Below are 14,336 nucleotides of genomic sequence, written 5' to 3'. Positions count from 1 at the left end.
AAGATCAGCGGCCGGCAGCTCTGCGGGCGGCCGTGACCGCCGCGAGGACCTGCTCCAGGACGCGGCTGCCCGGTGGCGTCACCGGCGGCTCATAGGTCCAGGCGTGACCGACCCAGGGGTCGGCGAGGTGGTTGTCGGCGACCGGGGTGATCCGCAGCAGCGAACGCCACAGAGGGTCGAGCACCGGTCCGTACGCACTCGCATCTTCGCGGTCCGCCACCATCAGCAGATGCACGCCGACCGCGGGGCCCTCGTCGGCGAGGTAGCGGAGCTGGGTGACGGCCCGGTCGTCGAAGCCGTGCGGGAAGTCGTTGACCACCAGGAGCTGCTCGCCGGTGTCCAGGTCGGGCGGGAGCGAGTCGGCCGCCCCGGCCCGCACCGCCATCTGCACCAGGTCCACGCGGCGGGTGAGATGGGCGAGGACCGCGGCCACCCCCTGGGGCCCGGCGGCCGGAGGGCCGGCGAGGACGCCCGCGTCGACCAGCGGCGCCAGCGGCCCCGCCGCCGAACCCGCCGGGTCGATGACGTGCACCGAGAACTCACCGGGCGGGTACACCGCGAGCAGCCGGGCGGAGTGCAGGACGGCGGTCTCCATCGCCAGGCGGCGCAGCCGGTCGCTGTCCATGAGCGCGGCGGCCTCGGAGGCCGTACGCCCGCTGTCGACCCATATCCCCCGCTCCAGCGGCAGCCGGACGAGCAGCGGGATGCGCAGGCCGGTGCGCTCGGGCAGATGGAGGTCACCGAGGCGCAGGGCCATCGGCAGCTCCATCGGGATGCGGTGGGCGTGCCAGACAGGGTTGTCCCAGCCGGCGTACGCGGCGGGGAGCGCGGGTTCGACGACGGCGGCTTCGGCGGCCAGCTGGGCGAGGTCGCGGTCGAGGACCTCGCGGGCCCGGGCGGTCAGCTCGTCGCGCTTGGCGCGGGCCTCCTCGCGGGCGCGGTCGCCCGCGCCGCCGATCCGGTTGCGCGGGTCGGACAGGGACCGGTCGAGCTCCTGGTCCATCCGGGACTCGGCGAAGTCCACAGCGCTGCGGTAGGCAGCGGCGGCCCGTGCCAGGTCCTCGAACATGCCCCAGATCTGGTTGTAGAGCCGCTCGTCCATCGACCAGCCGGTGGCGTCCCCGGCGACCGGCTGCGCGGCCTGCCCGGGCTGGGCGGGGGGCGCGGTGGGCGGCGGCGTCGGCGGGGCGGCGTGCTGCCGGCGCGGGTGCGCGTAGTTGATGGGGCCGCCGGGGGTGGGGGCGGAGGCAGAGACGGAGGCTGTGCCGGGGTCGGCCGCCGGTTGTACGGGGGTGGCTGCCGGGGGCGCGGCGGGCGCGGGGCCGGGGTCCGACGGCCCGGAGGCCTGCCGTACGCGGTCGCCTTCGGGCGTGCGGGGCGGCGGCGGGGCCACCGAGCGGGCCAGGGACCGGGCGACCGCTTCCTGGATGGACGCGGCCAGCTCCGCCGCTCCGGCCAGGCCTTGGTCGGCGAGCATCTCGGCCAGGCCGGCCGCGTACCCCTGGCCGACGGCCCGGACCTTCCAGGCGCCCTGGCGGCGGTAGAGCTCCAGGGCGCTGACCGCCGACTCGGCGTCCAAGCCGGTGAGGGTGAAGGTGGCGATCTCGGTGCCGTCGAGCCCGGTGACGGCGATGAAGGGCGCGGCGGTGGCGCCGAAGCGGGTCGGGCCGCCCACGCCCACCGGGAGGGCGAGCAGCACGGTGACCCGGTGCACCGTCTCGGGCAGGGCCTCCAGGTCGACGGCGAGGCGGTGGCCGGCCGCGGCCTGCTGGGAGACTTCGAGGCCGGGAAGCTGGGGCGAGCCGGGGTGGGCGATCCACTCGGCGCCGCGCACCACGCCGTTCTCGTCGCCGAGGGTGGCGCCGGCCACGACGGGCGAGCCCGCCGATACCCGGATCTCCAGACGGGTCTGGGGCAAGGTGTGGTTCTGCCCCCGGACCAGTTCGGCCGTCATTGCGCTGTCCCCCTCGACGATGTGTGCTGTGCCCGCGCCCGGTGCGGCTCCCGGAGGCGGGTGCCTCCGGGAGCCGCACGTGCCGGTGCCGGCCTGATCCGGTCCGGTCCGCCTACAGGTGGGGCAGGATGGACGGCATCAGGTCCTGGAAGGTGCGGCCGTTGGCCGGGTTCCCGAGGGCCGTCATCTTCCATCCGCTGCCCGCGCGGTGCACCTTCGCCATGATCTGGGCGGTGTACTGGCCGCCGCCGTCCAGCGTGTACCGGGCGAGCTCCTGGCCGTTGGTCTCGTCGACGATGCGGCAGAAGGCGTTCTGGACCTCCTGGAACGTCTGCCCGGTGAAGGAGTTCACCGTGAAGACGATCTGGTCGATGTGGACCGGGACGCGCTGGAGGTCGACGAGGATCGCCTCGTCGTCGCCGCCAGAGCCGGCGCCGCCGACCAGGTTGTCCCCGGTGTGCTTGACCGAGCCGTCGTCGCTGACGAGGTGACGGAAGAACACGACGTCGACGGGCTGCTTGTCGGCGAAGAGCACCGCCGAGGCGTCCAGGTCGATCTCCCGGGTGCGCGAGCCGAACAGACCGCGGCGCGGAGCCGCCTGCCAGCCGAGCCCCATCCGTACCGCCGTCAGGGTCCCCCCGTCGCTCTTCTGCAGGTTGATGGCCTGACCCTTGGTCATGTTGACCGTCACGCGCTGTCCCCTCTCGGCATTGCCCCGCAACCGTCCGTGTGCGGTTTCCCCGCACCCTACGCATTCCCCCCGGGACGGTAGGAGGTTCGGTCCGTTTTTGTGTCGGTCTTGCAACACACCGGGCGTGCGGTGCTCGCCGCACGCCCGGTGTGCCGGGCCTCAGGCGAGGCCCGCCTCCTTCATCTGGCGCAGCTCCTTCTTGAGCTCGCCCACCTCGTCGCGCAGCCGGGCGGCCACCTCGAACTGGAGGTCGGCGGCGGCGGCCCGCATCCGGTCGGTCATCTCCTCGATGATTCCGGCCAGTTCGGTCGCGGGACGGTCGCCGACCACCGCGCCGGCCGACGTTCCCTTGCCCTTCGCGCCCTTGGTCGCCTTCACCCCGAGCGTCGGCACCGGGGTCTTGGTCTCCTTGCCCTGGCGGTAGCCGGTGCCGAGGAGCTGCTCGGTGTCGATCTCCTCGCGGGCGATGGTCGCGACGATGTCGTTGATCTTCTTGCGCAGCGGCTGCGGGTCGAGCCCGCGCTCGGTGTTGTAGGCGATCTGCTTCTCGCGGCGGCGGTTGGTCTCGTCGATGGCCTGCTCCATCGCCGGGGTGACCTTGTCCGCGTACATATGGACCTGGCCGGACACGTTACGGGCGGCGCGGCCGATGGTCTGGATGAGCGAGGTGCCCGAGCGCAGGAAGCCCTGCTTGTCGGCGTCGAGGATGGCCACGAGGGACACCTCGGGGAGGTCGAGGCCCTCACGCAGCAGGTTGATGCCGACCAGGACGTCGTACTCGCCGGAGCGCAGCTCGCGCAGCAGCTCGATGCGGCGCAGGGTGTCGACGTCGCTGTGCAGATACCTGACCTGGATGCCGAGCTCCAGGAAGTAGTCGGTGAGGTCCTCCGACATCTTCTTGGTGAGGGTGGTGACCAGGACCCGCTCGTCGCGCTCGGTGCGCTTGCGGATCTCGTGCACCAGGTCGTCGATCTGGCCCTCGGTGGGCTTGACGACGATCTCGGGGTCGACCAGGCCGGTGGGGCGGATGATCTGCTCGACGAAGCCGTCGCCGCGCGAGAGCTCGTACTTCCCCGGGGTGGCGGAGAGGTAGACGGTCTGGTCGATCCGCTTCAGGAACTCCTCCCACTTCAGCGGGCGGTTGTCCATCGCGGACGGCAGCCGGAAGCCGTGGTCGACGAGGGTCCGCTTGCGGGAGGCGTCACCCTCGTACATCGCGCCGATCTGCGGCACGGTGACGTGCGACTCGTCGAGGACGAGCAGGAAGTCCTCGGGGAAGTAGTCGAGGAGGGTGTTGGGGGCGGTGCCGGGGGACCGCTCGTCGAAGTGCATCGAGTAGTTCTCGACGCCGGAGCAGCTGCCGATCTGGTGGAGCATCTCGATGTCGTACGTGGTGCGCATGCGCAGCCGCTGGGCCTCCAGCATCTTGCCCTGCTTCTCCAGCTCGGCCAGGCGGGCTTCGAGCTCCTCCTCGATGCCCCGGACGGCCTTCTGGAGCCGCTCGGGTCCGGCCACGTAATGGCTGGCGGGGAAGACGTGCAGGGCCCGGTCCTCGCTGATGACCTCGCCGGTCAGCGGGTGCAGGGTGGAGAGGGCCTCGATCTCGTCGCCGAACATCTCGATGCGGACGGCGAGCTCCTCGTAGACCGGGAAGATCTCGATGGTGTCGCCGCGGACCCGGAAGGTGCCCCGGGTGAACGCGAGGTCGTTGCGCGCGTACTGCATCTCGACGAACCGGCGGAGCAGCTGGTCGCGGTCGATCTCCTCGCCGACCTTGAGCTGGACCATGCGGTCCACGTACTCCTGGGGCGTACCGAGGCCGTAGATGCAGGAGACGGAGGCGACCACGACGACGTCGCGCCGGGTCAGCAGCGAGTTCGTCGCCGAGTGGCGCAGCCGCTCGACCTCCTCGTTGATCGAGGAGTCCTTCTCGATGTAGGTGTCCGACTGCGGGACGTACGCCTCGGGCTGGTAGTAGTCGTAGTACGAGACGAAATACTCCACCGCGTTGTTCGGCAGGAGCTCGCGGAACTCGTTGGCCAGCTGGGCGGCGAGTGTCTTGTTCGGCGCCATCACCAGGGTGGGGCGCTGCAGCTTCTCGATCATCCAGGCGGTGGTCGCCGACTTGCCGGTGCCGGTCGCGCCGAGCAGGACGACATCCTTCTCACCTGCGCGGATACGCCGCTCCAGCTCGGCGATGGCCGCCGGCTGGTCGCCGCTGGGCTGGTAGGGACTGACGACCTCGAAGGGCGCCACCGAACGTTCGATCTGGGAAACAGGCCGCATGGAACCACCGTACGGCCCCCCACTGACAACGGCCTCGGATGCGCTCAGTCCGAGGACACGTGGCCGGAGGTGGGGCCGGGGGCGGTCGGATGCAGGTGCACGCCGAGCGCGGCCATGCCGGTGTAGTGCATCCCGGTCACCGCGACGGCCATCATGACGCCCGCGCCCAGGCCGGAGAAGAGGACCCGGGCGGAGAGGGCGGCCCGCAGTGCGGCGGTGGCGGCGATCGCGGCTATCAGGACCGAGAGGACGACGAGGGGTGTCTCGTACGTGAAGTGCCCCCGGAAGCGGATGCCCGCCATGCCGAGGTAGTGCGTGGAGGCGATGCCGAGGCCGGTGAGGGTGCCGCCGGTGATCAACGCCATGCGGGTCGCGCCCCGGTACCCGACAATGAAGAGGCCGACGCCGGCCATCACCACGGCCACGGCCAGGGCGGCGAAGGTGTGGGGCTTGTCGTGCGAGAGCGGTGCCTCCACGACGGTGAAGCCCGTCATCGCCACGTAGTGCATGGTCCAGATCCCGCAGCCGATGGACAGCGCACCGAGCGCCAGCCGGCCGGTCTTGAAGGAGCGGTGCGTGCGCAGGGACCTGATGCCGCAGCGGAGTCCGAGAGCGGCCCCCACACAGGCCGCGAGGAAAGCCAGGACCGGGATCACCGGACCGTGGGTGAATCCCTCAACCGTTCCGCGCACGCCGTCACGCCCTTCGAGAAAGCCCGGGTTCGAGGGGGGTCCCCCAGGGCCCTGCAGGCATATGTAGGGAACACATTTTATCGGCACAGGACCGTGCTCCTGGCCCCCCGGGGTGCGTCCCGGGGTGTTCTCGGACCACTCCGGGGGCGCGGATTTCCGTTCATTCCGTGGCCATCGCCGCCCCACCCGGCGTTGGTGGGCCGCTGCCAGTCTCGTCGTGTCCGCACCCTCCGATACGGGGAGTCCACGTGTTCGTACGCACCGCAACCGCCTCCACCGCCGCCGCGGCCCTCCTCGGCGGCGGCGCCCTGCTGCTGCCCGTCGCCCCGCCGCAGGAGACGGCCGCCCGGACCCCGGACCGGCAGGTGAGCCCCGTCGTCGTGGCTCACCGGGGCGCGTCGGGGTACGCGCCGGAGAACACGCTCGCCGCCGCGGACGCCGCGAAGGCGCTCGGCATCGAGTGGGTGGAGAACGATGTCCACCGCACCAAGGACGGCGTGCTCGTCGTGCTGCACGACACCGACCTGAAGCGCACGACGAACGTCGAGGAGGTCTTCCCCGGCCGTGCCCCGTGGGCGGTCAAGGACTTCACCGCCGCCGAGGTGGCGAAGCTGGACGCGGGCAGCTGGTTCGGGAAGCAGTTCGCGGGGGCCCGGGTGCCGACGCTCACCCAGTTCGTGAACCGGCTGGAGCGCAACCGGCAGAAGCTCCTCCTGGAGATCAAGAGCCCCGCGACCTATCCGGGCATCGAGCGGGACATCCTGCGCGTGCTGGGCAGGGAAGGGTGGCTGGACCGCTCGCACGTGCGAGGCCGCCTGGTCATCCAGAGCTTCGGCGCCGACAGCGTCAAGAAGGTGCACGCCCTGCGCCCCGACATCACCACCGGCTTCCTGGGCACCCCGGCGGTGGCGGACCTCCCCTCGTACGCGGCGTTCACCGATCAGATCAACCCCTCGCACACCACGATCGGCGCCGACTACGTGGCGGCCGTTCAGCGGCTCAAGGGCCCGCACGGCAAGCGGCTGCGGGTGAACACCTGGACGGTCAACGACGCGGCGAACGCGGCGAAGGTCCGCGGCTACGGCGTCGACGGCATCATCACCAACTATCCGGACGTGGTGCGCGACGCCACGCGCTGACGGGGGGCGCCCGGATCGTTGCGGGGCGGGCCCGTCCGGTTCCGCCGACGGGACCGGCGTTGTCAGTGGCCGGTCGTACCGTGGACTCCATGAACAGCTACGGGGCCGGTGCGGCCGGTGCGGAGCCGGCCGTCGAGTGGTCCGTCGTCGAGAGCGCCATCGGGCCGCTGCTGCTCGCCGCGACCCCCGCCGGTCTGGTGAGCGTCGCCTTCCACGCCCGCCCGGACGTGCGGGACGCGGCGCTCGCCCAGCTGCGGACCCGGCTCGGCACGGAGCCGGTGGAGGCGCCCGGCTCCCCGCGCCTCGCCGAGCCGATACGCCGGCTCGCGGCCTACTTCGCGGGGGAGCGGCAGGACTTCGGCCTGGAGCTGGACTGGTCGCTGACGGCCGGCTTCCACCGCGAGGTGCTCCGCGAGCTGGAGTCCGGGGTGCCGTACGGGACGGTCGTCGGGTACGGGGAGCTGGCCGCGCGGGTCGGCCGGCCGGAGGGGGCGCAGGCGGTGGGGGCCGCCATGGGGTCCAACCCGCTGCCGGTGGTGGTGCCCTGCCACCGTGTGGTGGAGAGCGACGGCGGCCTCGGGGGGTTCGGGGGCGGGCTGGAGACCAAGCGGCAGCTGCTGGCGCTGGAGGGGGTGCTGCCACAGCCGCTGTTCTAGGGCCTGTCGTCAAACTGCCGTCGTCGCCCGAAGGGCGGCCGCGCGGCGCATGGTGCGTGCGATCGCAAGGCGCCGGAATGGTCTCGTAGCGGAGCTACTTGGCCATTTCGGCAACGCCGCGAGCGTGCGTGCCAGGCGTCGCGCGGCAGGCGGCAGTTTGACGACAGGCCCTAGGGAAGTGGCCTGTTCACTCGTACGGGTGCAACATGCCGTTCATCTGATGGCACACTGCGCCGGTGACACCATCCCTCCCCCGCTCCGCCGTACCCCCGGTCACGGCCGCCGGTCTGCCCGCCCTCCAGCGCCGGACGTCGGCCGTGCTCGTCGTCAGCCAGATACTCGGCGGCCTCGGGGTGGCCATCGGCATCGCCCTGGCTCCGATGCTGGCCACCGAGGTGACCGGCTCCGAGGCCCTGTCCGGGCTGGCCCCGACCGCCTCCGTCGCCGGTACGGCGCTGCTGTCGCTCCCGCTGGCCGCCCTGATGACCTCGCGCGGCCGGCGCCCCGGCCTGGTGCTGGCCTATCTGATCGGCGCGCTCGGCGGCGCCCTGGTGGTCCTCGGCACGATGGCGCGCAGCTTCCCGTTGCTGCTGCTCGGGATGGCCGCGTTCGGCGCCGGGTCCTCCGCCAACCTCCAGGCCCGGTTCGCGGCGGCCGACCTGGTCGGGCCGGAGCGGCGGGGCCGGGCGATCTCCACCGTCGTCTGGGCCACCACGATCGGCTCGGTGGTGGGCCCCAACATCGCGGCCCCGGCCGGCCGGCTGTTCCGCGGGAGCCCGGTGCCCGAGACCGCGGGCCCCTACCTCTGGTCCGCGGTCGCCTTCCTGGCCGCCGGGGTGACCGTGGCCGTGCTGCTGCGCCCGGACCCGCTGCTCACGGCGCGCGCCCTGGCCCCGCGGAGTCCGCAGGGAGAAGGGAAGCGCTCGCTGCGCGCCGGAGTCGCGGCCGTACGGGAGTCGCCGATGGCCAAGCTGGCCCTGGGGACCGTCACCGTGTCCCACACCGCGATGGTGTCGATCATGGTCATGACCCCGGTCCATCTGGGCGGGCACGGCGCCGGTCTCCAGCTGATCGGGCTGGTCATCAGCGGCCACATCGCGGGCATGTACGCGTTCTCACCGGTGATGGGGTGGCTGGCGGACCGCTTCGGCAGGCTCTCGGTGATCGGCCTCGCGGTCGGTCTGCTGAGCTGCGCAGCCCTGCTCGCGGGCACCGCGGGGCCCCGGCACGGCCAGACCGCCCTGGGCCTCTTCGTGCTCGGCCTCGGCTGGTCGGCGGGGATGATCGCCGGTTCGGCGCTGCTCACCGACTCCGTACCGCAGGACGCCCGGGCGGCCGTGCAAGGCCTGTCGGACCTGACCATGAACGCGGCGGCGGGCATCGGCGGAGCGACGGCCGGGGTGATCGTCGCCCAGTGGGGGTACGGCCCACTGAACGCGATCGGTGCCGCGCTGCTGCTGCCGGTGGCCGCGCTGGCCCTGCGGCGGAGCATGAAGCCTTCCACCGCCGGAGCCTGAGGCCTGTAGATCCCACAGGACTCACAGGTCCCACAGGTCCCCAGGCGCCGCAGGCCCCACGAGCCCTCCAAGCCCTACAGCCCCACGAGTCTCAGAGGCTGATGTGGTACGCCTTGCGCAGCGTCTCGTGGACCGTCCACGTCGTCCGGTCACCCTCGCGCAGGACGCAGGCGTCCCCCGGCCCGATCTCCAGCGTCGCGCCGCCCTCGACCGCCACGGTGGCCCGCCCGCTGACGACCACGAACAGCTCGTTCGCCTCGGTGTCGGTCACCACTCCCGGCGTGATCTGCCAGATCCCGCGCACCTGCTTGCCGTCGGCGGACTCCCACAGCACCTTGCCCGTCACCACGGGCTCGCCCGAGACGATCTGTGCCGGATCCAGCGGCTCCGGTTCGAGCTCGGCGTCCGGGATGTGCACGGCGAAGGAGGCGGCGGCCTGGTCATTTGTCGTCATGGCCGGTCACCTTAGCGACCACTTCCGGCCGACCCGCCACCAGGACCGGCCGGAACCGGTCCCCCCGTGGTTTGCGGCCCTCCTGCCCGCGACAGGGATGGGGGCATGCCACAGAACACCGACACCTCCTACGAGCCGGTCCTCTCCGCCGAGGTACGCGCGGCCCTGGCCGGCGGGCTGCCCGTGGTGGCCCTGGAGTCGACGATCATCGCGCACGGGCTGCCGCGCCCCCGCAACCTCCGGGTGGCCATCGAGCTGGAAGGGATCGTCCGGTCCGCCGGGGCGGTCCCGGCCACCATCGCCGTCCTGGACGGGCGGGCCCATGTGGGTCTGGAGAAGGACCAGTTGGAGCGGGTGGCCGGGGACCCGGCGGTCCGGAAGCTGGGCCACCGCGATCTCGCCCCCGCCCTCGCGCTCGGGGCGAGCGGAGCGACGACGGTCTCCGCGACGGCGTTCCTGGCGGCGCGGGCGGGCCTGCGCTTCTTCGCCACGGGCGGGCTCGGCGGCGTACACCGGGAGTGGGCCGACAGCCAGGACGAGTCGGCCGATCTGCGGCTGCTCGCCCGCACCGGGATCACGGTGGTCTGCGCGGGCGTGAAGTCGATCCTCGACGTCCCGGCGACGCTCCAGCGCCTGGAGACCCTGGGGGTGGGCATCCTCGGTTACGGCACCGGCCACTTCCCCGGCTTCTACCTGAGCAGCTCCGGGCAGCCGGTCGACTGGACCGTGCACAGCCCGGAGGAAGTGGTGGAGGTGGTCCGGGCGAAGGAGGCGCTGGGCGGCCCGGAAGCGGCGCTGATCGTCGCCAACCCCGTACCGGAACAGGACCAGTTGGATCCCGCGCTGCACGATCGGGTGCTCGCAGAGGCCCTCGCCGCGTGCCGGGAGCGCGGGATCGCCGGGCAGGGGGTCACCCCGTTCCTGCTGGAGGAGCTGATGCGGCGGACCGAGGGCGCGTCGCTGGAGGCGAACCTGGCGGCGGTGCGCGGGAACGTGCGGCTCGCGGCGCGGATCGCCGCAGCGGCAGCCGTACGGTGAACGGCGCCGGCGCGGCGGCCGGGCGCGGGCTCCTCGTGGTCGGCGAGGTGGTCACCGACGTCGTGGCTCGGCACGGCTCCCCGCTCGTCCATGGCACGGACACCGCCGCCCACATTCTGAGCGTGCCGGGCGGCGCCGGAGCCAACGTGGCGTGCTGGGCCGTGCGTTCGGGTTGCCGGGACGTGGCGCTGGTGGCGCGGGCCGGCGCGGAGTCCGCCGACTGGCACCGGGAGGCGCTGGAGCGGGCCGGGGTGCGGGCGCTGCTGGCGGTGGACCCGGAGGTGGCGACCGCCACCGTCATCGCGCTGGTGGACGCCGCCGCCGAGCGGACGTTCCTCACCGACAGCGGGGCCGTACTGCGCCTGGCCACCGAGGACTTCGCGCCCTCGATGCTGGACGGCGTGGGACGGCTGCACCTGTCCGGCTATCTCCTGTTCGCCGCGGCGAGCCGTGCCACGGCGCTGCTCGCTCTGCGTACAGCCGTGGAACGAGGCGTTCCGGTGAGCGTGGATCCGGCGTCGGCCGGGTTCCTGGCGGAGCTGGGGCCGAAGCGGTTTCTGGAGTATGCCGAGGGGGCCGAGCTGCTGCTGCCGAACGCGGACGAGGCCCGGCTGCTGACCGGCCTGCCCGAACCGGAGGAAGCGGCGGCGGAGTTGAGCCGTACGTTTCCACGGGTCGCTGTCACCCTGGGTGAGCGGGGTGCGGTGGTCGCCGCCGGGGGCGTGGTCACGGGGCGGGTCCGGGCCCGGCCGGTCCTGGACCCGGTCGACTCGACGGGCGCGGGCGACGCGTTCACCGGCGGGTTCCTCGCGGCCCTGCTGGCCGGGGCGGACGACGAGGCCGCCGCGGCGGAGGGCTGCCGGGCGGGGGCCGAAGCGGTCGCGACGGTGGGCGGACGCCCGTCCAGCCCCTAGAGACTCCCCAGCCCCGACCACGCCGGATGGCCCGGGTCGTCCGCGCGCACGACCACGTCCGCGACGTCTGAGGGCGCCACCTCCTCCTCGTACCGGGCGAAAGCAGGCAGTGTCCACCGCTCCCCCTCCGCCGTGCGCCGCCGCAATGCCCCCGGCGAGAGCCGCACATGGACGCTCAGCGCGAACGGGAACCAGTGCCCCAGCAGCAGCGGCCCGTGCACGATCACCACGCCGCCCTCCGGCAGCGGGTGGTACGGAGTGCGCGTGGCCCGGTCGGTGACCGGGTCCCACAGGTCGGGCAGCACCCGCCCGGAGCCGCCCGCTTCCAGCGGCCCGAACACCTCGCGCCAGAGCGCACCCGTGTCGAACCAGGATTCGGCGTACGCGTCCGGGTCCTCCTTCCCGTACTCGAACCGCAGGCTCGCCGGGCGCAGGAACCCCTCGGTGGCGACCACGAGCACCGACCGGCCGCGCAGCCTCAGCTCGTCGGCGAGACGTTCCGCCAGGTCAGCGGTGCGGGCGGCCGGGGCGCCGTCGATCCCGAGGGTGAGCCAGGGGGCTCCGTCGGCGGCGGTCAGGCCGTCGCTGTGCCGGGCCAGTTCGCCGGCCAGCCGTTCCCAGGTGATCGCTTCGAGTCGCACGCCTCCATCATCCCTGGCGCCGTCTCACCCGCCCCGCAGCTCCGCGGCGAGCGGACCGTCCCCCGCCACCTCGATCCGCCCGTCCTTCACCGCCTCCGCGAGGGTGACATCGCCGCGCCCCAGCTCCAGGCACAGCTCGGCGTCGAGGGTGATGCGGGCGTCAGGCTGCGGGGCTGGACCGAACCCGTACAGTTCCACCGCCGCGTCCCTCCCCGTACGGACGTGAAACTCCCCCTCGACCAGCCGGACTTCGAGGACGCCCTCCTGCGTCAGCCCGGTGAGCGCGCGCAGCAGCGGCAGGGCGAACCAGTGGGCCCGTACGGCGTCGGTGGGGCGGCGCTCGGCGAGTGCTGGGGCTCCCCACTCGGCGAGGGCGGCGAGGACCGGGAGCAGGCCGTGGCCCCGCTCGGTCAGCTCATAGACCGATGCGGCGGCGGGCGGCGGGAGTCTGCGGCGTACGGCGAGGCCGCCCTGCTCCATGTCCTTGAGGCGGGAGGCCAGGACGTCGGTGGAGACGCCCGGCAGGTCGGCGTGGAGGTCGGTGTAGCGGCGGGGTCCGGCGAGCAGTTCGCGGACGATCAGCAGCGTCCACCGGTCGCCGACGGAGTCGAGGGCGCGGGCGGAGGCGCAGAACTGGTCGTAGCTCCGGCGTCTGACGGGGCGTTGGGCGGCGGGCTGCTGACGTGGCATGCGACGCAGTCTAGACATGTTGTTGGACTTTCCAAGCTCCCACTTGGTAAAACCAAGTATCGCAGTTCGGCTCGGGGAGGCACCGCATGGAGTTCCGGCAGTCCAGCAAGCTCAACGAGGTCTGTTACGAGATCCGGGGCCCGGTCATCGAGCACGCCAACGCCCTGGAGGAGGCGGGTCACAGCGTGCTCCGGCTCAACACGGGCAACCCGGCGCTCTTCGGCTTCGAGGCGCCGGAGGAGATCGTCCAGGACATGATCCGGATGCTGCCCCAGGCCCACGGCTACACCGATTCGCGCGGCATCCTCTCCGCGCGGCGGGCGGTGGCCCAGCGCTACCAGGCCATGGGGCTCACCGAGGTCGGGGTGGACGACATCTTCCTCGGCAACGGGGTCTCCGAGCTGATCTCGATGGCCGTGCAGGCGTTGCTGGAGGACGGCGACGAGGTGCTGATCCCGGCGCCCGACTTCCCGCTCTGGACGGCGGTGACCACGCTCGCGGGCGGCAAGGCCGTGCACTACATCTGCGACGAGGGCTCCGACTGGAACCCGGATCTCGCCGACATGGCCTCGAAGATCACCGACCGGACCAAGGCCGTCGTGATCATCAACCCGAACAACCCCACCGGCGCGGTCTATCCGCGCGAGATCCTGGAGGGCATCCTCGATCTCGCGCGCCGGCACGGGCTGATGGTGTTCGCCGACGAGATCTACGACCAGATCCTGTACGACGGGGCCGAGCACCACAGCGCCGCCGTCCTCGCCCCGGACCTGGTCTGCCTCACCTTCAGCGGGCTTTCGAAGACGTACCGGGTGGCCGGGTTCCGCTCCGGCTGGATGGTGGTCTCCGGTCCGCACCAGCACGCCCGCAACTATCTGGAGGGCCTCACCATGCTGGCCTCCATGCGGCTCTGCCCCAACGCCCCCGCGCAGTACGCCATCCAGGCCGCGCTCGGCGGCCGGCAGTCCATCCGGGAGCTGGTGGCGCCGGGCGGCAGGCTGCACGAGCAGCGGGACCGGGCCTGGGAGCGGCTGAACGAGATCCCCGGCGTCTCGTGCGTGAAGCCGAAGGGCGCGCTGTACGCGTTCCCGCGCATCGACCCGAAGGTCCACCCCATCGTCGACGACGAGAAGTTCGTCCTGGACCTGCTGCTGCGGGAGAAGATCCAGGTGGTGCAGGGCACGGGCTTCAGCTGGCCGCGCCCGGACCACTTCCGCATCCTCACCCTCCCGTACGCCGACGACCTCGACGCGGCGATCAGCCGCATCGGCCGCTTCCTGAACGGGTACCGGCAGTGAGTGGGCCCCAGGCCGCCAAGGCCCCGCGCCCGGAAACGGGAGCGGGCCCGGAGGCGTAGCCGGCCTCCGGGCCCTGAGTGTGCCGCCCATCTCGCACGCCGGCACGTTTAAGGATCCGGGTCAGTCATGATGTCGTCGCGTCCTGCCTTTGGACCACCGCAGATCGAAAGCTCTGCGGGCCGGACTTGAACCGGCATCTCGACGCGCGCGGGCCCGGGCCCGTTCGATCCGGCGATCGGCGGCGAATGCTGAGTCTGGAGCAAGAGTCTGAGATTGACGGCGGTCTGCCTCTGCCTGCTTGGGCTACTCCGGCCCGTGCCGGAGGGAGGAGTCGAACCTCCACTGGAACCGCGCCTTCACGACAAG

The 14,336-nt window shown here is 72.5% G+C and carries 12 protein-coding genes and 1 pseudogene; 6 read left to right on the top strand and 7 right to left on the bottom strand.

The window, feature by feature from the left end; genetic code table 11:
• Positions 1 to 4: 4 nt before the first annotated feature.
• From R2B67_RS28775 to R2B67_RS28760, 4 genes and pseudogenes are all read right to left on the bottom strand, one after another.
• Positions 5 to 1,954 carry a TerD family protein gene (locus R2B67_RS28775; RefSeq protein WP_317822114.1) on the bottom strand — a complete coding sequence of 650 codons (1,950 nt, stop codon included), beginning with the start codon at positions 1,952 to 1,954 and terminating at the stop codon, positions 5 to 7.
• A 112-nt stretch (positions 1,955 to 2,066) separates the two neighbouring features.
• Complete coding sequence (locus tag R2B67_RS28770) at positions 2,067 to 2,645, bottom strand: TerD family protein (protein WP_018512128.1); 579 nt, start codon at positions 2,643 to 2,645, stop codon at positions 2,067 to 2,069.
• Positions 2,646 to 2,804: 159 nt separating this feature from the next.
• Complete coding sequence (uvrB, locus tag R2B67_RS28765) at positions 2,805 to 4,931, bottom strand: excinuclease ABC subunit UvrB (RefSeq protein WP_317822112.1); 2,127 nt, start codon at positions 4,929 to 4,931, stop codon at positions 2,805 to 2,807.
• Positions 4,932 to 4,978: 47 nt separating this feature from the next.
• Positions 4,979 to 5,623 (bottom strand): annotated as a pseudogene (locus tag R2B67_RS28760) (MHYT domain-containing protein); the annotation flags it as partial.
• Between the two features lie 248 nt (positions 5,624 to 5,871).
• On the opposite strand from R2B67_RS28760, the gene R2B67_RS28755 reads away from it, so the two are divergent.
• The 3 genes from R2B67_RS28755 to R2B67_RS28745 all read left to right on the top strand — a co-directional run bounded on the left by R2B67_RS28755 (position 5,872) and on the right by R2B67_RS28745 (position 8,935).
• Complete coding sequence (locus R2B67_RS28755) at positions 5,872 to 6,762, top strand: glycerophosphodiester phosphodiesterase family protein (protein ID WP_317822109.1); 891 nt, start codon at positions 5,872 to 5,874, stop codon at positions 6,760 to 6,762.
• 89 nt (positions 6,763 to 6,851) lie between these two features.
• Entirely contained in the window at positions 6,852 to 7,418 is a 567-nt protein-coding gene (locus R2B67_RS28750; RefSeq protein WP_026241499.1) for a methylated-DNA--[protein]-cysteine S-methyltransferase, read from the top strand.
• A gap of 236 nt (positions 7,419 to 7,654) precedes the next feature.
• A complete protein-coding gene (locus R2B67_RS28745) occupies positions 7,655 to 8,935 on the top strand; it encodes an MFS transporter (protein ID WP_381075198.1) in 1,281 nt (426 codons plus the stop codon).
• Positions 8,936 to 9,026: 91 nt separating this feature from the next.
• Here R2B67_RS28745 and R2B67_RS28740 read toward each other — a convergent pair whose 3' ends face one another.
• A complete protein-coding gene (locus R2B67_RS28740) occupies positions 9,027 to 9,389 on the bottom strand; it encodes a cupin domain-containing protein (protein ID WP_030567974.1) in 363 nt (120 codons plus the stop codon).
• 105 nt (positions 9,390 to 9,494) lie between these two features.
• Between R2B67_RS28740 and R2B67_RS28735 the strand changes: the two genes are divergently transcribed.
• Both R2B67_RS28735 and R2B67_RS28730 read left to right on the top strand, forming a co-directional pair.
• Positions 9,495 to 10,427 carry a pseudouridine-5'-phosphate glycosidase gene (locus R2B67_RS28735; RefSeq protein WP_317822105.1) on the top strand — a complete coding sequence of 311 codons (933 nt, stop codon included), beginning with the start codon at positions 9,495 to 9,497 and terminating at the stop codon, positions 10,425 to 10,427.
• The gene (locus R2B67_RS28730) at positions 10,424 to 11,341 is read left to right on the top strand and encodes a carbohydrate kinase family protein (RefSeq protein WP_317822103.1); all 918 of its coding nucleotides are present in this window, start codon (positions 10,424 to 10,426) and stop codon (positions 11,339 to 11,341) included. The genes R2B67_RS28735 and R2B67_RS28730 overlap by 4 nt, the downstream gene beginning before the upstream one ends.
• Here R2B67_RS28730 and R2B67_RS28725 read toward each other — a convergent pair.
• On the bottom strand, positions 11,338 to 11,982 hold the full coding sequence (locus R2B67_RS28725) for a nucleoside/nucleotide kinase family protein (protein WP_317822102.1): 645 nt from the start codon (positions 11,980 to 11,982) through the stop codon (positions 11,338 to 11,340). The genes R2B67_RS28730 and R2B67_RS28725 overlap by 4 nt on opposite strands.
• A gap of 24 nt (positions 11,983 to 12,006) precedes the next feature.
• The gene (locus R2B67_RS28720) at positions 12,007 to 12,672 is read right to left on the bottom strand and encodes an HxlR-like winged helix-turn-helix transcriptional regulator (protein WP_317822101.1); all 666 of its coding nucleotides are present in this window, start codon (positions 12,670 to 12,672) and stop codon (positions 12,007 to 12,009) included.
• An 86-nt stretch (positions 12,673 to 12,758) separates the two neighbouring features.
• Here R2B67_RS28720 and R2B67_RS28715 point away from each other — a divergent pair, with 86 nt between their 5' ends.
• The gene (locus tag R2B67_RS28715; RefSeq protein ID WP_161267944.1) at positions 12,759 to 13,970 is read left to right on the top strand and encodes a pyridoxal phosphate-dependent aminotransferase; all 1,212 of its coding nucleotides are present in this window, start codon (positions 12,759 to 12,761) and stop codon (positions 13,968 to 13,970) included.
• Positions 13,971 to 14,336: the final 366 nt, after the last annotated feature.

It is taken from the genome of Streptomyces cyaneofuscatus, from assembly GCF_033109485.1.
In the GTDB taxonomy this organism is placed as follows: Bacteria; Actinomycetota; Actinomycetes; order Streptomycetales; family Streptomycetaceae; genus Streptomyces; species Streptomyces cyaneofuscatus.
The sequence above is the reverse complement of the archived record's forward strand: the minus strand, read 5'-3'. Positions and strand labels throughout refer to the sequence as shown.